Origin of the sequence: Nocardia barduliensis (assembly GCF_013315795.1) — a bacterium.
Taxonomy (GTDB): Bacteria; Actinomycetota; Actinomycetes; order Mycobacteriales; family Mycobacteriaceae; genus Nocardia; species Nocardia barduliensis.
Genome location: NZ_JABLTE010000115.1, coordinates 1 through 21,457, shown reverse-complemented (window position 1 = coordinate 21,457; position 21,457 = coordinate 1). Strand labels below are relative to the sequence as shown.

The 21,457-nt window shown below is 67.3% G+C and carries 16 protein-coding genes and 1 pseudogene; 6 read left to right on the top strand and 11 right to left on the bottom strand.

Translation table 11 applies throughout. The annotated features are described in order from the left end of the window. Together HOV91_RS32605 and HOV91_RS32600 are read right to left on the bottom strand one after the other, a co-directional pair. On the bottom strand, positions 1-212 hold a 212-nt coding region (locus tag HOV91_RS32605), incomplete at its 3' end, for a universal stress protein (protein WP_174189107.1). Continuing rightward, complete coding sequence (locus tag HOV91_RS32600; RefSeq protein WP_210747209.1) at positions 209-1,732, bottom strand: MFS transporter; 1,524 nt, start codon at positions 1,730-1,732, stop codon at positions 209-211. The genes HOV91_RS32600 and HOV91_RS32605, both read right to left, overlap by 4 nt. Positions 1,733-1,920: 188 nt before the next feature. Here HOV91_RS32600 and HOV91_RS32595 point away from each other — a divergent pair, with 188 nt between their 5' ends. Next, the gene (locus HOV91_RS32595; protein WP_043737888.1) at positions 1,921-2,568 is read left to right on the top strand and encodes a TetR/AcrR family transcriptional regulator; all 648 of its coding nucleotides are present in this window, start codon (positions 1,921-1,923) and stop codon (positions 2,566-2,568) included. A 19-nt stretch (positions 2,569-2,587) separates the two neighbouring features. Here the strand turns inward: HOV91_RS32595 and HOV91_RS32590 are convergent. The 9 genes and pseudogenes from HOV91_RS32590 to HOV91_RS32550 form a co-directional block, all read right to left on the bottom strand. After that, a pseudogene (locus tag HOV91_RS32590) lies at positions 2,588-5,603 on the bottom strand (Tn3 family transposase). Between the two features lie 223 nt (positions 5,604-5,826). Beyond that, on the bottom strand, positions 5,827-6,735 hold the full coding sequence (locus HOV91_RS32585; protein ID WP_043737886.1) for an IS5 family transposase: 909 nt from the start codon (positions 6,733-6,735) through the stop codon (positions 5,827-5,829). Between the two features lie 128 nt (positions 6,736-6,863). Beyond that, on the bottom strand, positions 6,864-7,970 hold the full coding sequence (locus tag HOV91_RS32580) for a DUF4238 domain-containing protein (protein WP_157227746.1): 1,107 nt from the start codon (positions 7,968-7,970) through the stop codon (positions 6,864-6,866). Positions 7,971-8,034: 64 nt separating this feature from the next. Further along, the gene (locus HOV91_RS32575) at positions 8,035-8,469 is read right to left on the bottom strand and encodes a GNAT family N-acetyltransferase (RefSeq protein WP_068049986.1); all 435 of its coding nucleotides are present in this window, start codon (positions 8,467-8,469) and stop codon (positions 8,035-8,037) included. A gap of 280 nt (positions 8,470-8,749) precedes the next feature. Next, positions 8,750-9,259, bottom strand: a complete 510-nt coding sequence (locus tag HOV91_RS32570; RefSeq protein WP_043737884.1) for an AAA family ATPase — start codon at positions 9,257-9,259, stop codon at positions 8,750-8,752. Next, a complete protein-coding gene (locus HOV91_RS32565) occupies positions 9,231-9,830 on the bottom strand; it encodes an NUDIX domain-containing protein (RefSeq protein WP_082393302.1) in 600 nt (199 codons plus the stop codon). The genes HOV91_RS32570 and HOV91_RS32565 overlap by 29 nt, the downstream gene beginning before the upstream one ends. A 134-nt stretch (positions 9,831-9,964) precedes the next feature. Beyond that, the gene (locus HOV91_RS32560; protein ID WP_156371217.1) at positions 9,965-10,441 is read right to left on the bottom strand and encodes a hypothetical protein; all 477 of its coding nucleotides are present in this window, start codon (positions 10,439-10,441) and stop codon (positions 9,965-9,967) included. 129 nt (positions 10,442-10,570) lie between these two features. Then, positions 10,571-11,524 carry a TRM11 family SAM-dependent methyltransferase gene (locus HOV91_RS32555; protein ID WP_082393303.1) on the bottom strand — a complete coding sequence of 318 codons (954 nt, stop codon included), beginning with the start codon at positions 11,522-11,524 and terminating at the stop codon, positions 10,571-10,573. Between the two features lie 104 nt (positions 11,525-11,628). Then, the gene (locus HOV91_RS32550; protein WP_043737879.1) at positions 11,629-12,297 is read right to left on the bottom strand and encodes a hypothetical protein; all 669 of its coding nucleotides are present in this window, start codon (positions 12,295-12,297) and stop codon (positions 11,629-11,631) included. Positions 12,298-12,833: 536 nt separating this feature from the next. On the opposite strand from HOV91_RS32550, the gene HOV91_RS32545 reads away from it, so the two are divergent. The 5 genes from HOV91_RS32545 to HOV91_RS32525 all read left to right on the top strand — a co-directional run. After that, positions 12,834-14,096 carry a replication-relaxation family protein gene (locus HOV91_RS32545; protein ID WP_162240368.1) on the top strand — a complete coding sequence of 421 codons (1,263 nt, stop codon included), beginning with the start codon at positions 12,834-12,836 and terminating at the stop codon, positions 14,094-14,096. Then, a complete protein-coding gene (locus HOV91_RS32540) occupies positions 14,087-14,494 on the top strand; it encodes a pilin (protein WP_228792423.1) in 408 nt (135 codons plus the stop codon). Before HOV91_RS32545 ends, HOV91_RS32540 begins: the two co-directional genes overlap by 10 nt. After that, the gene (locus HOV91_RS32535) at positions 14,422-16,422 is read left to right on the top strand and encodes a TrbL/VirB6 family protein (protein WP_479687449.1); all 2,001 of its coding nucleotides are present in this window, start codon (positions 14,422-14,424) and stop codon (positions 16,420-16,422) included. Before HOV91_RS32540 ends, HOV91_RS32535 begins: the two co-directional genes overlap by 73 nt. Then, a complete protein-coding gene (locus HOV91_RS32530; protein ID WP_082393304.1) occupies positions 16,419-19,451 on the top strand; it encodes a PrgI family protein in 3,033 nt (1,010 codons plus the stop codon). Before HOV91_RS32535 ends, HOV91_RS32530 begins: the two co-directional genes overlap by 4 nt. 3 nt (positions 19,452-19,454) lie before the next feature. Beyond that, positions 19,455-21,457, top strand: a 2,003-nt coding sequence (locus HOV91_RS32525) for a type IV secretory system conjugative DNA transfer family protein (protein WP_174189106.1), incomplete at its 3' end; no start/stop codon positions are given.

Here is a 21,457-nt window from a genome sequence, read left to right as displayed (position 1 = left end):
GTGTCGGCGGGGGTGCTGCCGTGCAGCGGGGAGGTCTCGGGTCCGGGCCGGTCGAGGTGGGCCTTGGGTGTGTGTTCGTCGATGCGGTGGCGAGCGCAGACGATCAGTAGCCGGGCGTGGGTGGCGTGGGCGAGTTCTGCGGCGTGCTCGACCACACGGTAGGAGCGGTCGGATCCGTCGGTGTCGACGATGATCGTGTGGTAGGCCGTCATGACGGGCGTCTTTCACGAGGAGAGGCGTGTGAGGAGGGGGGAGAGGTTCTCATGTGCGGGCGTGGCGTGCGGCCGGGGGCCAGGACGGCCAGCACGATCGCTGTGGCGGTGGTGAGGGCGGCCAGTGCGAGCGCGGCCTGGCCGCTGCCGTGCACGAACGCGGCTTGGGCGAACTCGGCCAGCGGCGCGGCTACCGGTCCTGCCTGGTCGGCGACTTGCAGGGCGGCGGCCAGGGAATCGGCGACCGGGCCGCGGGCGGGCTCGGGTAGCCGGGCCAAGGCGGGCTGGATGCGGTGGGTGTAGCCGGCGGCGAGGACGCTGCCGGCCACGGCGATCCCGATCGCGGCGCCGATCTCGCGGGCGGCGTCGTTGACCGCGGCGGCGACCCCGTGTTTGGCCTCTGGGGTGTCGGCGACGATGGCATAGGTCGCCGGGGCGGTGCACAATCCCAGGCCCGCGCTCATGATCAGCAGCGGCCACAGCAGGTCGGGATAGTTTGCGGCCAGGGTCAACCGGCTCACCAGCACCAGCCCGGCGGCGATGGTGAGCAGGCCGGTCACGGTCATCACCCGTAATCCGACCAGGCTCGACAGCCACGGCGCGATCACCGAGATCGCGACCAGCGGCACCACCATCGGTGCCAGTGCCAGCGCCGAGGCCAGCGGCCCGTAACCGAAGATCAGCTGCAGGTACTGCACCAGCAGCAGGAACACTCCGAAGGTGACCAGGAACTGGATGGTCACCGACAGCGACCCGGCACCGAAACCGCGGCGGGTGAACAACCGCACGTCCAGCAGCGGCGCCGCGCTGCGCAGTTCGACGACCACGAACGCCACCGCCGCGGCCACACCGATCCCGGCCGCGGCGGCGACGAGCGGGTCGGCCCAGCCGCGTGCGGGGACCTCGATCGCGGCGAACACGATCGCGGCGACCGCGACCGCCACCGTGCCCGCGCCGACCCAGTCCACCGGCGGATGCTCACGGTGGCGGGATTCGGCGATGGTGCACGCCAGCACCGCCAGCACCGTCCCGGCCACGGTCAACCCGACGAACACCGAGGGCCACGACCATCGTTCGAGCAGCACCCCGGCACCGAGGATCCCCAGCACCGCCCCGGATCCGGCGACCCCGGCCCATATCCCGACCGCCCGGCCGCGATGAACAGGGGCGAACCCCGCGGTCAGGATCGACAGCGTCGAGGGCATCACCAGCGCCGCGCCCGCCCCGGCCAGGGCGCGCGTCGCGATCAGCCACACCGGCTCGTCCAGCAGCAGCGGCAGCGCCGAGGCGGCGGCGAACACCACCAATCCCGCCACCAGCACCACACGTCGCCCGTAACGGTCACCGACGGCGCCGGCGGGCAGCACCAGACACGCCAGCACCAGTGTGTAGCCGTCGACGATCCAGGTCAGCTGAGCTTGGGTGGCCCCGGTCGCGACCGCGATCTGCGGCAACGCCGAATACAACGCCGCCATCGCCGCGACCACCAGCGCCACCGCCAGGCACGACACCGTCAGCATCCACCACTCGGCCCGGGTCCACCGGGCGATCTCGACAGTGTCCGTCCCAGGCGTGTCCACCGGCACCTCCCGACTTTAGAGACCGATAGTCTCTGTGCGAGACCATTCGTATCATAGGGGTCGGGGTGTGGGATAGAGTCCACTCACACCCACAGCCGCACGGCACGAATCCGGAGGAACACGCGTCCATGACCGACCCGCACCCCGCGGACGACGAGCAGGCCGATCCGCGGCTGGCACGCTCACGCAACCGGTTGCTCGACGCGGCCACCCATCTGCTGTCCACCGGCGGTGTCGAGGCGGTCACCGTCGAAGCGGTCACCCGCGTATCGAAAGTCGCGCGCGCCACCCTCTACCGGCACTTCGGCAGCACCACCCATCTGCTCGCGGCGACCTTCGAACGGCTGCTCCCCCACGTCGACGCCCTCACCGGCACCACCCCGGTACGCGAGCAGCTCCTCACGCTGCTCACCACCCAAGCCGACCTCATCGAACAGGCCCCGGTACAGATGACCACCCTGGCCTGGCTGGCCATGGGATCCATCGACGACAACCACACCGACCCGGCCGCGCTCACCTCACTACGCGCCCGCGTCATCGAGCAATACCGCCGACCGTTCGACCAGATCCTCACCAGCCCCGACGCCCGCGCCACACTCGGCGAACTCGACACCACCTTCGCCATCATCGAACTCCTCGGCCCGATCGTGTTCGCCCGCCTCACCGGACTACGCACCATCGACCACGACGACTGCGCCCGGCTCGTCGACAACTTCCTCACCGCTCACTCAACAGCCACCGCATCAACCAGCCCGACCGGCACCGGCAGGCCGTAACCACAGATCGGCCGCGCAGTCAGAACAAGGTGTCACGCACCCGCAGCGGCCGGTACCCGGTCGGGCCCAGCTGGGCCAGCTCGGCGTCGATGTCGACCTCGATCGCGCCGAAGAAATTGATGTTGGCACTGTGGGCCGGGCTGATGTGGGCCAGGACCTCGTCATCGATACGCTGCCCGGCCCGACGCATCTGATCGACAGCGAGCCCGTAATACTCCGTGGTCCAAGCGATCACAGCGTTGGTCGCCAAGGTCAGGCACCAGGCTTGCTCGGTCTGGTCCTCGAGATGGCGTGCCCGAATCATCCCCTTATGGGCATAGAGCAGGTCGCGCCGCAGCGCGTGCAGCGACTCGCCCTTGTTGAGCTGCCGCGAGATCTTGCGCCGATAGTCCGGATCGGAGAGGTACCTCGCGGCGTAGATGGTGCGCCGCAGCGCCCCGTACTCCTTGAGCGCCGCGGCCAGAGTGTTCTGCCGCCCCGACGCCGAGAGCTTGCCGACCAGCAGCGACGCGGTGGCGTGCCCGAACTTCAACGATCCGGCCAACCTGAGCAGATCGTCCCAGTGCTCGGCGATCAAACCCGAGATTCGCTTTGCGGGTCATCAGCGGGCCCGCGTGCGGGAACCGGGCCTCGGCCTGCGCGCGCGGGCCCGGCCGGTACAGGGTGATCCGGCCCAGATCCCGGATCCGCGGCGAGAGCTGCATCCCGAGCAGGTCGAACAACCCGAAGTTGACCAGGGTGACCCCGTGGGTGTCGGTGGCGTGCTCGGTGATCGGCAGATCCGCTGCATTGCCCAGGATCTCATCGAGCACGTAATGGGCTTCACGTTTGGTCGCCACGATCACCTTGGTGCCGTAGGTGGCATGCTGATCGGTGACATGGGTGTAGGTCGACAGGCCCTCGCTGGCGAAATACCGGCTCAACGGCCTGGCCGTGGTTGATTTCCCACGCGTCGGGAACCGCTGCCCATCGCTCGACGACAGCGTTCCGGCACCGAACACCGCGGTCAGCGGCAGCCGCTGATGGTAGCCGATCAACACGAGGTTGGCCGCGCGCAGGGTCTCCTCGCGCACATACCACTCATCGGTCCAGGCCAGGATGTCGTAGGTGATCCCGCACGCCTGCGCCATCCGGGTCAACCCCAGGTTCGTCGAGTGCGCCAGCAGTACCGCGATCAGATTGCGTTTGAGCTCCGGCGTCCGGGTGGCCTGGCCGCCGGCGTGGGTGAAGCAGTCCAGGTAGCCGGTGCGCTTGTCCAACTCGATCAACAAGGAAACGATCGGCGCGAACGGCAGCATCTCGGTCAGCTCGGCCTTGAGCGCGATCGCCTCGGCGGGAACATCTTCCGCGCTCAGCGGCGAGATCACCAGATCCCCGCCCTCGTCCACCCTGACCGGGCCGTCCCCGCCGGCCAGCACCGCCTCCAGCTCACCGACCGCATCGTGCAGTTCGGCGACCACGGCCGCCAGCGCGACGCCCGGATCGGCGGATCGCCCGACCAGGCGGCAGAACTCGCCGCGTTGCGGTTCCCACTGCCCAGTGGTGATCAGGTAGGCGGCCGGGTCGGCGTAGCGGCGCGAGCCGGGCACGAACACATCCCCGCTGCGCAGCCCGTCGCGCAGTCCGAGCAGTACGCACAATTCCCAGTAGTGCCGGTACGCGGTGGCGCTACCGGTCTTTCGGGCCTCGTCGAGGTAGCCGCGCCATTTCGTCGGCACGAACCCGGTCGGGGCGTCGTCGAAGACCTTGCGCCGCCCGGTCGCGTTCAGCTCGCGCAGCATGTTCACCGCGATCAGCAGCTCGGTAGCGGCGGTGCCGCCGGCGAAGCGCACCGCTTCAAGCACTGCGGGGGTGAACTGGCGCAGGTAGTTGTAGGAGGAATCCAGCGCTGCCAGATGCCCGTGATCACGCGGCAACCTGGGTTTGGCCTGGGCGATCGCCGCGCGCAGGCGCTCCCACCCGATCTTCTCGCCGCGGATCAGCGCGCCGATCTCCTCATCAGCCACCGTCGGGTCGGTGACGATTTCCAAGAGATCGTCCAGCAGCGCCTGGCGGTCCTCGCCGGTCTTGCCGCGCTCGGCCAGCTGCTGCTGCATCTTCCGTTCGGCGGCACCGAACTTCGCCGAGATCGCCTGATCGAACAACACCACGACCTCATCGAGCACATCGGTGCCCGACTGGGCCAGCACCGTGAGCAGGATCGGATACCGGCGCTGCGGATCCCGACGCTCCAGGGCTTGCGGACTCAGACGCCGGCCCATCGTGGCCAAGAACCGGCGCCGCTCGGCGGGCAGCACCGACAGATCCAGCCGATCAGCACCCAAACCCCGCAGAAACCCCAGCTTGTCGACCTCGGCGCGGACCGCAGCCGCCGACGCCTCCACCGGCCCGGTCGACAGCCACCGCAACCGCGAGATCCCCAGCGACGCGTCCGTGACCAGCAAGCCGTCCAACTCCGCACACCGCGCCGCAGTGAACTCGTGAGCGAGCCGGTCATAGGTTTCGGTCTGGGCCTGGTGCCGGGCGTGGGCGACCCGCTCCACCACGGTGACAGGGCCCGGCCGGATCACCTTCGCCGAGATCAGATACTCACACGCCAGCCGGAACAACAGAGTCGGGGAATCGTGCTCCATCGCCCGCGCGAGCAGGAACTCGTCGAGCTCCTTGAACTCCAGCGCACCGGCCGCACGCCATCCCAGGTACCGCGCGGCCAGGCGCACATGCTCGGTGCGGGTCTTGGCTCGCCTGCCATAGGCACCGATCACCACCGGGTCGACCCGCAGCTGCTCGGCGAGGCGGGCCACCGCCCCCGGTGGGGCCGTGACCAGCCGATCCGGCACGAATCCCAGCCACGGCAGCGTACACAACGCGATCGCCAAGCCCAGCCGTTCGGCCGGTCCCCTGCCGCGGCCCGGATCCACGAACGCCAGATCCGCCGACGTGAGCGTGAAGTATCGAAACAGCTCCTCGCGGCTGATCTCCGGGAATCCCCGCAGACGTTCCAACTCCTCGTCCGCGAACATCCGCGTCGCCACGAACCCCAGCCTCCACCAGCGCCGACCAACACCAACACCGGCAGCCAAGCACCAACCAGCCGACAGCGCATGCCGAACCCGAAACCCGATGCCTACCAGGCGGCTACGCCATATCCGCCTGATTTTCGGCGGATGCTACGGCTACCCCTTTAGGGGATCGATAGGTGGTAGCGCCGCCGACTCCGGTGGCCAGGGTGTCCGCATCGTGCTCCTAGGCCGCGTTTCATAAGCCTTGGCCGGATAACCACAGGTTGATTGCGGCGACGCGGACCGTGGCCAGGTAACGGACAGCGAGTTTGTCGTAGCGGGTGGCGACAGCGCGGTGCTGTTTGAGGCGGCTGATCGTGCATTCCACGGCGTGCCGGAGTTTGTAGAGACCAGGGTCGAACGCCGGCGGCCGGCCACCGGCGTTGCCCTTGGCCACACGATGCGCTGCCTGGTCCGCCTTGATCGGGATGGTTGCCTTGATCCCGCGTTTCCGCAGGTAAGCACGGTTGGCCGCCGAAGAATAGGCTTTGTCGGCCAGGACCCGATCCGGCCGCGACCGGGTACCACCGACCGAGAGCCGCGGCACCCGTATATCGCCGAGCACCGTCGTGAACTGTGGGCAATCAGCCCACTGACCAGGCGTGACCACCAGCGCCAGCGGCCGCTGCCCCTGGTCGGCGGCCAGGTGCAGCTTCGTGGTGAACCCGCCCCGCGACCGTCCCAGCCCGTGGTCAGCGGGTTCGTCGTCGAAACCACCCGCCGCCTCGACCTGGCCGGCGAAGTCGCGGCGCGCACCCGCCGCATGCTGGTGCGCGCGGGCGATCGTGGAGTCCACGCTCACCGTCCACTCGATCTCACCGCCCGCATCGGCGTGGGCTTGCAGTGCGGTCAGCACCGATTCCCACGTGCCGTCACGCTGCCAGCGGCGGAACAACCCATACACCGTCTGCCACGGCCCATACACGCTCGGAATATCACGCCACGGACTGCCGGTCCGGATCCGCCACCGGATCCCGTCGATCAACTGTCGTTTCGACCACCGCGGTGGCCGGCCCGGCTTCATACCAGCAGGTAGTAGCGGTTCCAGTTTCGCCCACTGAGCATCGGTCAGATCCGCACGGCACGTTGCCGTTACGCTGTTCACGAGGTCTCCGGTTGGTTTCCGGTTGTGCTTGGTCGTTCAACCAACTACCGGAGACCTCGCCATATCACCAACTTCTCAACCCGGACAACGGGTTCCGTCCCCACACCATCGGGCTTATGAAACGCGGCCTAGTCAGTGGTCCATCGAGATAAGGGCCACTGCGGCGAATGGGGCGCGTCGGTCCATCGGGTCGGCAGGAGAACGGCGCGAGCGAACTCCGGAGCGGAGGTGATGCTACTTGACCAGTCCTGCTTCTCTGGGTAGTTGGGGATCTGAATCTGCGATGCGATCGAGGTTCCGCTTTTTTCGAAAACCAGCCGATTGCAGTTGTAGCAGAATTCGCGATTTAGAAACTTTGCCTCAGTCGAAGATAGTTCGAACGGGGGCTTGATCTTCACATTCTTCCGGCTCAGAATTAGGAGTCGATTAGGACTGATCGGAAATACAATTATTTCAGAATTTCTTATCGAGACCGGAAACTGGCGAGTGTTTCGCTTCGTTGGAATTCCGAGTACGGGTTCATCGCAGGTCAATAGATCGCCTGTGGAGCTTGCCAGCCAGTAGTCTCGATCGTTTTCAATCAGCGGGGCGAGAACGTTCTTCCAGGCGCCGATGGCTGCATCGATTGCCTTGGGCTTGGTTTCGCTGCTGACGGCCCGCTTGGCGAGTATCTGATTCACGATAGCCTGGTGTCTCGCTTCTGAGTACTCAATGCCGTACTCGCGACATAAGATCGGAAGCAGGCCGGTAATGTTCAGAATATGGCTGGCTCCGTAACGGTTCACTGCTGCGTCGATGCCCACGTCGGTCTGTCGCCCACGCTGGGTGCGCTGGCTTTGTAGGCTGATGTATACGGCTAGGTTGGAGATTAGGTTTTTATCCTTGATCCTCCCATCGGGCTGACCGTCGAGCGCGCGAAGCCAGTTCGCGGCCCGGCCCTCTATGCGTCCCATGTGGGTCTCGAACCACATGTCTGGATTTGCGTCGGCATCGATGTCGGGTGCCGATATTTGATAGAAGTTATCCTCGACGGCTGTCGATTCTATGGGTACGCAATTTGATTCTTTGGTGTCAACGTTTGTGACCTGAATTTCCCCGCTACCGTCGGTAGTCCACCGCTTGAGATACATTCTTGGCACGTAGTGGTGTCGGAATGTGGTTTGGGCGTTTTTACGAGTCTCTTCCTTGGATTTTTCGATCTCGACGTCGGTTAGCCAACGATTGACGGTAGTCACAGTCTGCATTGTAGGTCGCGCAGCCGCGAGCGACTCAATTCGGCAGTGCGACGAACTCTGGCAGTCAATGAAGCCCAGACAGTTCAGAGAAGATCCGTCGCGATCCGAGATTCGAATCGTCGCAGGTGAGCAGTATCCGGTCGATACCGATCGACCGGGCAACGACGATACTGCGGCGGAGAATGGCGCCACCGTACCCACGCCGCCTGTACTGGGGCAGCACGGCATACCCGATGTGCCCGCCTCGTCGACGTAGGCCCTCGTTGAGGGTGTGTCTGATCGAGGTTCGACCGACTACTTGGCCGTCAACAGTTGCGAGCAGATATGTGGAGGCCACGATGCCATCCGGCAGATTGGCACCCTGCCGCTGTTCCTCCCGGGCGCGGAGATAGTCCGCCCAGCTCATATCGGGTTCAAGACCCAATGCAAACGGAAAGCTATCGCCCTCGGCCAATTCGAGATGCGCGGCGCGGACAACTTTTTCGTCCGTTTCCTGCAACGCGCACGGCGGCGGATCCGAGCACTGTGTCGTGCTCCTCAGCGACGAACATCGCCCGAGTCCGGGTCCAGCGCTTCCACTGGTCGACGCTCCAAGCCAGTGCCTGCTCGTAGGTGGTGGAGAAGGTGCCTGCGGGGCTACCAGCGAGTGCGTCGAGGCGCACTGTTCGGGCTGTCTGCCAGCCGTCGGCGGTCAGGCGGCGCACGATCATGTACAGAACGATCAGGACTCACTGCGCCAGCAGGCAATCCAATATTGCCTGCCGCGCCTCATTTGACCGTCAGCGGAGTCGGTCGGTGGCGAGGATGTCGGTGTGAATCCGCTCGATAATGGAGTCGCGGCTCCAGCTGGAGTCGATGCGGACCTCCTCAACGTAGGACAGGGGTTGCCAACCGTGATACCACTCGGCCATCTGGTCAGGAGGAATCGTTGCGGCCTGCGGCCGGCCGGCATGGCGAGCGAGAGTTTCGTCGAAGGTGAGGTCGAAGCCGTAGTGGAGTGCACAGCCGGCGGTGTCGGCGAGACGGTGCAGCATCGCCCCGTAGCGATCGGCGTCGAGGATGCCTTCCACGATCGTCACCATCCCACGGGCCAGGCACAGTGTCGCGATATGTTCGATCAGCTCGATATTCCACCCGCCGGGCTCGTCGCGCTCACGGACAATCTGCCGTCGCACTACATCCTGACCGATGACCGCGCAGTGGCCGTGCTCGAAGCGACGTTGGAGGCCGGCGGCGACGGTCGATTTGCCCGACGCGGAATTACCGCGGATGACGACCAGCGTAGTCATCGAGCGGCAGCGGGTTGGAGGACGGTGTCGAGCTTGCGGATGAAGCGTGGGAGGTGGGGATCGGTGCTCGGCAGGCCGTGGGGTCGAGGTCCCACCAGCGGCCCCCGTCGAACTCGGCGGGATCGAGGTCGTAGTGCTGGGCCCGGTCACCCCGAGCGACATGCCACAGAGAGATATCAACATGGCCAGCGGTGGGGCCGACGGTGGGAGTCACTGTCAGGAACAGGGGCTTATCCCCAACGACATCGAATCTCGGGTCGAACCCGAGTTCCTCGCGTGCTTCCCGCCGCGCCGTAGTGCATGGGTCTTCGCCGGGAGCCAGGTGCCCGCCCATCGGGAGTTCGAGACCGGATTTGCGGTGTCTACCGAGGTAGATGCCGCGCTCGGTGGGGTCGACCAAGACCACGTACGCGACCAAGTGCTGCGGTGGAGTCGCTGGTGGAACTCGGCGGAAGATGTCATTGGTTTGGGCGAGCCAGGCCAGTGTCTGCTCGATGTGTTGCTGTTCAACCTCGTCGATAGGCGTGATCGCGGCAACAAGATCAGCGATGGCTGCGGTGGCGGGCTCCATGTCGCGCGAGCATAATCACGCCCTGCGACACCTCGGAATGCCCTGCCCTTTCGGTGCTCCCCGCCTCCGGTTCACCAACCCGGGCCTGCCGGTACACCAGCCTGGACAGATGGCCGGTTGACGCGGCAGGGTGGTCATGCGCCGGGTGCGCCGGGCGCTCGCCGTTCCCTCCGGCGGGCTTCCTTTCTGGGGCGTTCGAACCCTGCCGTAGCGCTGATGTCGACGAGGCCGACGGTGTCCGGCACGGCGATTCGTGTCGTGCCGTACCAGCGCCCCCAGAGTGCGATGTTGCCGGTGTCGGCCTCGGCGAGCAGCTTCTCCACCGACCATCGCTTGTTCGAGCGGTCGATCTCGATGGCGATGCACGGCAAATGGTCGTCGCGCCAGCAGAAGACGTCCAAATGGCCGTGGTACATCCGCCGTCCGGTACGCCTGGCGATCAATGCCTCTCGCTCGAGGTCGACCGTCCAACCGTTGGCGTGCCCCCACCGGACCGTGTGTTGGGTGATCAACGCTGTCGCTTCCCGCGCGGACAGGCCGGTGACCCGGACTTCGGAGAGCCATCTTGTCAATGACGAGGCCAGCTCAGCGGTTTCTACAACGTTCCCCACTGGCTTGATCCTAGAACGCGGCGGCGATGTCCATTCCGGCACGGCCACGGCCTCGCGAGACCTGCTTCCGGAGGCAGGGAGAACCGGGTTCCGGCGAACCCGGTTCTCCCGCGTGGCTATTCTCGTAGTTCATGCCGCCCATTTGCGGTCGACCCAGGCAGCCGTCGACACCAAACTCCGGTTTGGATGAGTTTGCTTGAGCTGCAACGAATCTGGCACGTCCCTGCGCTCGAGCACAATGACGTCCTCGTGTGCGATCAGGTGAACGGGAAGCCCTCCGCGGCGGTTCTTGACGATGAAGTCGCGCTGGAAGAAGCTGCTTCGGGCGATGATGTCGTCGTCGGCGAGGCGGCCGAGGAGTGCGACGCAGCGTTCGACGGGGGTGAGTCCGGCAAGGGTGCCGCAGGTGGTGATGTGGGTGGGTAGGTCGATGAGTTCGGCGTGCTGTCGCCAGGGGCGAGCGGTGATGACGACGTGTCCGCCGGGTTTGAGGTAGTCGGCGACGCCGGTGAGGATTCTGGTGAATCCGGTCAGGAGCCGGCCGATGCCGACGTTGGCGAGGTTGCCGCGGTCGAGGACGGCTCCGTAGCGGTGGTCGTACTTGCGGACGCCTTCGCCGGGCTTGACTCGGACGTGACCGTGGGTGGAGTCGCCGTATGGGGGTGAGGTGATGACGAGGTCGACCTGGCCGCGCAGGTCGGCAGGAAGCAGAGTTGGAAGTTTTCGGGCGTCGCCTTGGTAGACGGCAGCGTCGAGGTCGATGCCGGCACCGTAGGCGAGGTCGATGTTGGTGCGGGCGAGGTCGGCCCATCGGGTTTCGTATTCGACGCCGATGGCGCGGCGGCCTCGGTGCAGGGCCTCGACGAGGGTGGTGCCGATGCCGCACATCGGGTCCAGGACCAGGTCCCCGGGGTGGGTGTATGCCTCGATGGCGTGGGCGGCGATGGCGGGCAGCATTTTCGCGGGGTGTTTGACGCTGTCGGGGTGGTAGCGGCCGGTGCGTTGAGTAGCGGGCGCGGCCTGCGCGGTCGGCCATACCGATACCGCGGCGATGTTGTTCTCCGTTTTGTGGGTTGCGGTCATCGAAAGGTGCCTCGATTCGAGATTCGGTGGTCAGGAGCTACATGCCGCCATCGTGTGCCCAGCGTCGTACGGCGGGGCCCAGTACGGCAGGGCCACTGCGGCGATCAGGGGCGCAAAAGAACGGTGATATCGGTATGCACGATGCTGTGCGTGCGGGCGTGCCCGGTGTTGTCGAGTCCGGGTGCCGCGACGGTGTCGCCCGCGATCGGGACGGCGACGATGTGCTGAAGGAACAGCAGGTCGGCGGCCTGACCGGCGGCTACTGTCCAGCCGGTCGGATCGAGCAGGACACCGTCGCGGGTGTGCGTGCAGCGGGTGAACACGACAAGCACGCCGCCGGGGTTCAACCGGGTTGCGGCGAGCGCGACGATCTCGTCGACTGCCGAAGGTGATGTGGCCTCGGGAGCGAGCAGGCTGGCCAGGACGAGGGCAACAGCTCCTTCGTGCGGTGGCCGATGTTGGTGAGCATCGGGGCGTTCGATCAGGCTGTCGCGGCCGAGGCTGTCGATCACGGCGAGCACGTCGGCAGTGTCCGGCGTCGGGAAGGGTGTGTCGGGGGCGGTTGAGGCCGGGGGCGCCAGCAGCACTTGGTCTCCGGGGCGGGAGAACTCGGTGACGGCGCGGGAGACGATCGGCGTCGGCCATTGGTCGGTGGGGTCGATCGGGTCGGTTCCGGAGGCCCAGATGGTTGAGGGAACCTCGGCCGCCGGAGCGCGGCGCGAGCCGGACGAGCCGGTGTGGCGACGGCGGCGGACTGGGGTGTGTTCGGTCATCGGCGCGGTCCTTGTCGATTCCAGTGCATGGGATGTGTGCACTGGTCAACTCCTCACGAATTCGCCGTTTTTGGACATCGAACCGTCCCGAAAACTATGCAAATCGACTGATCGATCTTCGATATCCACAGTTGTAGAGCGCCACATCTGACGCCAATTTTTCGACGGTCCACCCGAAAGCTTCTCGCGCGGTGTACAGCGCCACCGGAACGCCACCAAACGTACACAACCCCTGGTAGATAGCAGTTTCCCGGCACCGCGCTCAAGCTCCCGTACCGGTTCCGTGTGGTCGAATCCGGCTGATCGGTGATCGGCCGGAGGTCATCTCGAGGTCGTTTGGAGGTTATTCGGAGGCTTTTTGGTGGCGGCCGTTCTGTGTCCTTGCCGAGTCGGATTTATCAACGCTTCGAGCAAGGGGAATGGCAATGAATGCGAATTACAGTATTTCTGCGGAGAGGCCGGATCATGCGGAAGCTTCGCCGCTGGCGGTCGTGCGGTCGGCGCTCGACCGGATAGCCGATCACCCGCTACCTGTCGTGAGGAATCAGGTATCGGGACTCGGCAGGCAGGTCGATACCTGGGGCCAGTTGCGGCAGGTGCTGTCGGACCCGGCGCTGCCGATCGAGACCGTGGATGCGGTCTGGGTGTGGCTGATCGGCCGGTCTCGAACCCACGGTTCGGATGCAGCCTTGGCGTGTGCCGGGATGGCGGCACCGATGTTGGCGGGGATGGCCAGCGTGTTCGGACCTCGCCGGCGCGAGGACCGCGCTGACATCGAGGCCGATCTGTTGGCCGAGTTCTTCGCCGAATTGCCGCGCATAGATGTCGAGCGCCCGTTTCTGTGGTTCCGACTGCGGTGGGCGCTGTTCCGTGGTGGCCGGGCTTGGGTGCGGCGGGAGGCCGCTGCCCCCGTGCCCGGTGCGGATGTCGGCACTGGAGCCGACATCGACACCAGAGCGGACGAACCGGTGCAGGTGATGTGGGCCCCGGCGGGGCATCCCGAACAGATTCTCGCCGAGGCGGTCGCGGAGAACGTGATTACCGCCGAGGTCGCCGAGTTGATCGCCGCCACCCGGCTGGAGGGGCGGTCGGTGACCTCTCTGGCAAGCGATTCGACGGGGTTGTCGCACTGGGCGTTGCGCAAGACCCGCCAGCGAGGCGAACACGATCTCCTCGACTGGCTGGTCGCGCGCACGGCAGCCACCGATCCGGCACGCACCAGCACCGTCGAGCACCGCGCCCTGCAACTCCTGTCCTGTTCGGCCGACGACCAGGGCTCAGAAGTGGCCGCGCAGCGACAGCGACTCACCGAGCGGGACCTGGAAGTGCTGCGGCTGCTCGATGCTGAGCAGGGTCTGAGTGCCGACCAGGTCGCCGACCTGTTGTTCCCCAGCGTCGACACCGCACGGAAAAGGCTGACGGCGCTGACCCGTCGCGGGGTGCTCACCCGTTGCCGTCGTACCCGCCCCGGTGTGGGGCGTCGTGGTGTGCCGCCGTGGCAGTACGCCCTCAGCCCGCTCGGCTCGGCGATCCTCGCTGTCGGCCTGCACAACACCACACGGCACGGCGAGATCACTGGCGAGCACGCACCGCGGCGGTCGGGTTCAACAGGTACTCCCGCGGCGGAGACCGCCTTCACCACCTCGCAGCCGACTACCCGCGCTGGCCGATCTGGCGATTTTCCGGACACTCCCAGGTCCAAATGTGGCTCGCAAACGCGGAGTAGCCAGTGCGGGCGGACATCGGCTGCCCCCGCACAACCGGCAACCCAGGTGGAGGTGAATCGCCGATGCGCATGATCGGTTTCCCTGAAGTTCGTTCTGCGACCTCGTCACACCGGACGGCCCAGCCCGGCACCATCCGGCGGGCCCTTGCCCCGATCGCGGTATTCGCGGCGGTGGCGCTGACCGCCATAGCGACCGCGGGTACCGCTGCGGCAGAACCCGTTTCGGTACTCGCCATCGCTGAGTCGTTCGACCAGGTACTCGACAATATCCGGAACTGGCTGGTCGGCATCCTTGCCGGGCTGGCGACGGTGTTCCTGACCATCGGCGGCGCCCGCTATGTGCTGGCCTCCGGCGACCCCAGCGAGGTCGAGAAGTCCAAGACCGCGCTGCGCGCTGCATGCCTGGGTTACGGCCTGGCGATGCTCGCGCCGGTGATCGTCGCCGTTCTCAAGTCGATCGTGGGTGCCTGACCATGACCGCGGCCTTCCCAATCGGCACCTCACCACCGAACCCCCGAACAGGCTGGCCGTTGCGGGTGGTGGCGGCCGTGGTCGCGATGCTGGTGGTCGGGGTTGGCATCGGTGCGACTGCCGCCGCCGAGCCCACCGCCCCACCGCCACCGCCGCCGGTGGCGACGACACCCCAGCAACCGGCACCGACCGCGCCGACGCCCACGCCTCCGCCCACATCGCAAGGTCCGAGCACACCCGCGACTCCGTCGCCTACTCCGCGCGGCTCCTGGCCGGGCGACTCCAGTCAAGTACCGGTTGAGCCGTCGGATACAGGTGATTCCGACTGCGGAATTCGCAATATCTCCGGTTGTGTCGCGAATGCTATCGACGGTTTCTTTGCCCGCCTGGTGGATTCGGCGCTCAATCCGCTGCTCGAGCTACTGTCGCAAACACTGTTGACCACCCCGGAGCCCGGTGACTTGCCGCGGGTCGGTGAGTTGTGGGACTCGTCGTGGCATCTGATGCTGGCCATGTACGGGCTGCTGGTGGTGGCCGCTGGCATCCTGCTGATGGTCCGCGAAACATTGCAGACCCGCTGGTCACTGCAAGAACTGCTGCCACGGATCGTGGTCGGGTTCATTGCCGGTGCCATGAGCATGCTGCTGGCGACCCAGGCGATCGTGTTCGCGAACGCGCTGGCCGAGGCATTCGCCGGTAGCGGGGTCGAGTCCGACTCTGCCACCACCGCGCTGAAGGAACTGACCGGGTCGGTCACCGGGAACGGAATCTTCCTGGTTCTGCTGCGAACTGCGCTTGTCGTGATGCTGGTGGTACTGCTCATCACCTACGTCGTGCGCGTCGCGATCACCATCATCCTGATCGTAGCGGCACCACTGGCTTTGATGTGTCATGCGCTGCCTGGTCTGGACTCGATCGCTCGCTGGTGGTGGCGCTCCTTCGCCGCGTGTCTGGCGATTCAGGTGGTCCAGTCGCTGGTGTTGGTCACCACCCTGCGGGTTTTCCTCACCCCGGGAGGATGGGGATTCTTCGGGCCCAACATGGACGGCGTCGTGAGCCTGATCATCGGGCTCGCCCTGATGGGCGTGTTGATCAAGATCCCGTTCTGGCTGATGTCGACCATGCGAATCGGCCACGGCCGCAGCATGGTCGGATCCCTGGTCCGCGGATACGTCGCCTACAAGACCTTCGGCCTACTCAAGAGCGGCGAGAAGGCTGCCGCCACGGCGATTCGACGCCCCACCCCACAGGGCAACGCAGCCACTGCCAACAGGGTGGGCAACGGCCGCCGAGGTGCCGCCGCTGCAGTGGGCAGCGCCGACCCGTATGCGCGGACACGGTCGACGCGGGACGGCCAGCTGATGTTGCCCCTCGAAGGAGTCCACCGGGTCCGGCGAACGCAGGGTCCTGCAACACCACCGTCGCAGTCGGCCACCACCACATCGGCTCCGGCCTCACCCGGCACCGCCCCTGGGCCGACGACCCGCCCGAGATCGCGAGGCCGCCAGCTCGCGTTCGATTTCACCCCGCCAGACCCCTACAGCGGGATTCGCGCCAATCACCGCGGCCAGTACCCGCTGCCGATCCCTGTTGCCCGGGTCCGACGGACACCCGCCCCTGCCGGGCCTCCCGCAGCGCCGGCACCGGCGTCGGCGTCGCCGCCGCCGCGTCCTCGGCAGGGCACGCAGTTGGCGTTCGAGTTCGATCCGCCCGATCCGTATGAGGGCAACCGGCCGCTGCGCAGCGGCCAGTACCGGCTGCCGTTCCCGGTGACCCGGGTCCGGCCCGCCGAGCGAGCGAGCACGCCGCCACCGGTTCCGCCGCCACGTCCCTCGACACCGGCAGGTCGTCAGCTGCATCTGCCGCTGCCCGATCTCCCTGTCCGCCGGCGCGCACGCCGCACTCCCCGAGGAGGAAACCCCAGATGAGCACGCCCGTTCGTATTCCTGCCGATGTCGACCGGCAAGACCGGTTGATCGGCCCATTCACCGCCCGCCAGCTCGCAGTCCTCGCGGTCACCGCGCTACTGCTGTATCTCGCGTGGACCGCAACTCGTGAAGTGATCGCCCCCGCAGCGTTCTTGGCCGGAGCCGTCCCGCTGGGCACCGCGGTCGCGGTGCTGATCTTGACCACCCGCGACGGCCTGTCGGGCGACCGGTTGCTGCTGGCCGCCGTACGGCAACGTCTGCGGCCTTCTCGCCTGGTAGCCGCGCCCGAAGGGATCGCTACGGCACCACGGTGGCTCACCCGCGCTGCGGGTCGAGGGAAGAAGCCGCTGGTGCCGCAGCCTTTGTCGGCCAAAGCATTACAGCTACCCGAGGCGGTCACCAGCGCCAACGGGGTCGGGGTGGTCGATCTGGGCCCGGACGGGCTGGCTGTGGTCGCAGCGGCCGGGACGGTCAACCTCGCCCTGCGCACTCCCGAGGAGCAGGATGCCCTGGTCTCACAGCTCGGGGGCTGGCTGCACACGCTGCGCCAACCGGTGCAGATCCTGTTGCGGTCGACGCGCCTGGATCTGACCGGCCAGCTGCAGAGTCTGTGGCGTTCGGTCGGTGAGATGTCACCGGAGCTGGCCGCTGCCGCGCACGGTCACGCCGACCACCTGGCCGGACTCGCGGCCGGGGAGGACCTGATGCACCGGCAAGTACTGCTGGTCTGGCGTGAACCCCTCGACCTCCCGGCGACGAGCGACAGGCTGGGTGGACCGACGCCGGCGGCGATGCTGGGCTGGCTGGTCGCGGGGCGTCGGCGTGCTCGACGGGAATTGTCGGCCGCGGCACGGCGCGCCGCGGAGGCCCGGCTACTGCGGCGGGTGCATGAGGCCGCCGACCTCCTCGCCCCGATGGGTGTCACCGTGACACCGCTCGATGACGCGCAGGCCACCGCCGTGGTAACCGGCGCCTGCAACCCCGGCAGTCTCGTTCCCTCCTCCGCAGACATCGCCGGCCCCCACACCGTCATCACCACCGACGGCCCGGACACCGAGACCTCCACCGATATCGAACTGGCCGACGATATCGACGCACACCCGCATCGGCGAGGATCCCTGCGTCGCCGACGTCGCCAGATCGCCGGTGCCGCAGCTGGATTCGGGCCGGATTCGCTGGCGATCGGGACACGGCACCTCGAAGTAGGGACAGGATGGGTGGCGACGCTCGCCGTCACCGGGTATCCGCGTGAGGTCACCGCCGGCTGGCTGGCTCCGCTGCTGTCGCACCCCGGCCGCCTCGACGTTGCCCTGCATATCGATCCGGTCGACCCGGTCACCGCCGCCTCCCGGCTGCGGCGCCAGCTCGCCCGGCTGGAGTCGACCCGATTTCACGATGCCAGCTACGGCCGCCGCACCGATCCCCTGGTGGAGGTCGCGGCCGAGGATGCCGCAGAACTGTCCTCCCGGGTGGCACGCGCCGAAGCTCGACTGTTCCGAATCGGCCTGTATCTGACCGTGCACGCCCGCTCGGAAGCCGAGCTGGCCGACGAGGTCGCCGCCGTCCGCGCCCTGGCAGCCAGTCTGCTCGTCGACACCTGCCATCTGTCCTACCGCACCACCCAGGGCTGGGTTTCCACGCTTCCGCTGGGTCTGGATCTGGTGAAGGTGCGCCGCACCTTCGACACCAATGCCCTTGCGGCGGCGTTCCCGTTCTCCAGTCCGCAACTGCCTGTTGGTGATCCGGCCCGCGCGGCATCGCCAGAAGGGGTGCTCTACGGGCGAGACGCCGCATCCGGGCTGGTGTTCGTCGACCGGTTCGGTCCCGAGGCGCACAACCATAACGCCGTCGTGCTCGGCCGTTCCGGCGCCGGTAAGAGTTACCTGGTCAAGACCGATATTCTGCGGTCGCTGTATCGCGGGATCGAACAGGTGATCATCGACCCCGAAGACGAGTATCGCGCGTTGACCGAGGCGGTCGGCGGCACCTATATCCACCTCGGCGCCCCCGGGATCCGGCTCAATCCCTTCGATTTGGAGGTCCATACCCGCCCCGACGGCCGCCGCACCGCACCGTCGGATGCACTGAATCGACGGAAACTATTCTGTCACACCGTGATCCGGGTCCTGCTCGGTGACCAGACGGCTGCGCAGCGTGCCACGCTCGACACCGCTGTGACCGCCACCTACGCGAGTGCGGGGATCACCGAGGACCCCGCGACGTGGACCAGGCCCGCCCCGACCCTGGGTGTCCTGTGTGAGCAGTTGGCCGCGCTCGGTTCGGCCGTGGCTGATGACCTTGCCGCGTCGTTGGCTCCGTTCGTCGGCGAGGGCGCGTTCGCGGGCCTGCTCGATGGGCCGACGACGGTCAGCCCGGATGCGGCGATGGTCGCCTACTCGTTGCGGGAGCTGCCCGATGAGTTGAAGACGATCGGGACGCTGCTCGTGTTGGATGCCACCTGGCGGCGAGTCGCCAACCCGGCGAATCGTCGGCCGCGGATGGTGACCGTGGACGAGGCGTGGCTGATCATGCGCCAGACCGCCGGTGCGGAGTTCTTGTTCCGGGCCGCGAAGTCGTTCCGCAAGTACTGGGCCGGCCTCACGGTCGCCACCCAGGACTGTGCGGATGTGCTGGGCACCGAACTCGGTAAGGCGATCGTGTCCAATGCGGCCACCCAGATCCTGCTGCATCAAGCGCCGCAGGCGATCGACGAGGTCGCGACCGCGTTCAAGCTCTCGGACGGAGAACGACAGTTCTTGTTGTCGGCGGCCCGCGGGCAAGGGCTGATCGCTCTCGACGGCACTGACAGAGCCGTGTTCGCCTCGATGGCCTCCGTCGAGGAGCACGCGCTGGTCACCACCGATCCCAGCGAACTCGCCGACACCGCAGATGCCGAGGAGTCAGGTCTCGACATCACCGAACCCGCCCCGTTCACTCCGATTGTCACCGACGACAACGCCGATGTCGACACCGGACTGGCGGATGAGGACGGCGACGGGGACGTCTACGTCGATGTGCAGGCGGCATAGGCCATGTCCCTCATGCTGTTTGCGGCGGACCACGGCATCGTGGGCGAGCTGCTGCTCGACCCCGCCGCAGCGATGCGCGAACTCGCCGACACCGCTTTACGGGTGGTGACCGGTCCGGCGGCGGTGATCGCTGTGGGGCTGATGGTGGGCGTGCTCGCCGCGGCGAGGGTTGCCGAGCGACTGCGCCGGCACCGGCTGGCCACCGACGCCCGCCAGGTCACCGTCCTCACGCCTCCCAAGGTCGATCCGAAGGGGGCGGAGGCACTGTGGGCGCATCTGACCGGGCAGCTGCGCCCGTCCTGGCGGCGGATGCTGTTCGGGCAACCGCATCTGGGGTTCGAGTACAGCATCACCCCCGAGCACGGGGTGGCGATTCGGCTCTGGGTACCCGGCCGGATTCCGCCAGGGTTGGTCGAGCGGGCGGTGGCCTCCGCGTGGCCGGGCGCGCACACCCGCACCGCCCATACGGTCTCCCCGCCGCTCACACCTCCTGGGCTTGAGGATCGTCGGCTGCTGTCCGGAGGTGAGCTGCGGCTCGGGCGCCGGGAAGCACTGCCGATCCGCACCGACTACGGCGGCGCGGACCTGGTTCGTGATCTCATCTCCGCCGCCGATGATCTGGGCCCCGGGCAGGCCGCCTGCGTGCAGGTACTGGCGCGACCGGTCACCGGCCGCCGCGTGCGGCGCGGCACCCGAACCGGGACCGGTGCGGCATGGCCTATCCCGCTGCTGCGGGAGGTGCTCGATCTGCTCACCCCGGGCCCGGTCCGCCGCGCTGGCCGCGTCCGTGCCGCGGCGGCGGCCCAGTCGAGTGATCGGCAGGCCGCGATGCGCGAGACGACCGAGCAGCGGGCCGCCGCCGGTAAAGCCCGTGGTGCGCACTGGGAGACCGTCATCCGCTATGCCGTGTCGGTGCCCGATACCGGTGACCGGGTCGCGGCGCGGGCCGTTGCGCGGGGTCGGGCGGATGCGCTGGCGGTGGTGTTCGGGTCCTGCACCGATCACAACTACTACCGGCACCGCCGCACGCGGCGGCTCGGCTCGGCGCTCTCGCAGCGGCGGCTGGGCCGCGGTGATCTGTTGTCGGTGCCGGAGCTGGCCGCACTCGCCCATCTTCCGCATGATCCGGCCATTCCTGGTGTGCAGCGGGCCGGAGCCCGCGCCATCGCACCGACCCCGGAAATCCCTGCGGCGGGACCGTATTCGAAACCCCTGGGCGTTGCCGACAGTCCCGGTGGACGCTCGGTGGCGGTGCGCGTCGCCGACGCCCGCCACCACCTGCACGTCCTGGGCCCAACCGGCGTCGGGAAGTCAACACTGCTGGGGCGGCTGATCCTCGAGGAGGCTGATCAGGACCGCGGCGTGGTCGTCGTCGATCCCAAAGGCGACCTCATCACCGACATCCTCGCCCGGTTGCCCCGGCGTTGCGCCGACCGAGTCGTCTTGTTCGACGCCGACTCCCGCAGCCGCCCGCCTTGCCTCAACCCGCTCGACACCCCCGCCGACCGAGCGGGGACCGACCGCGCGGTCGACAACCTGGCCACCATCTTCCACCGCACCTTCGCCCAATGGTGGGGCCCGCGCACGGACGACGTCCTGCGAGCAAGCCTGCTCACCCTGTGCCGCCAACCCGGCGTCGCCACCCTCACCGATCTACCGCGCTTGTTGACCGAGCCCGCGTTCCGCACCCGGGTCACCCGCGCCACCACCGACCCCGTCCTGCGTGGATTCTGGTCCTCGTATGAGGAATTGACCGACTCCGCACGCAACCAGGTCATCGGACCGTTGTTGAACAAGTTGCGGCACTTTCTGTTCCGGCAATTCGTACGCGACGCACTCGCCGCCGGACCCTCCACCGTCGATCTCGGTGACGTGCTCGACCACGGCGGCATCTGCCTGGCCCGGATACCCAAAGGCTCTCTCGGCGAGAACACCAGCCGCCTGATGGGATCGCTGCTCGTAGCGCGCACCTGGCAGGCCACCACCGCCCGCGTCGGCACCCACCC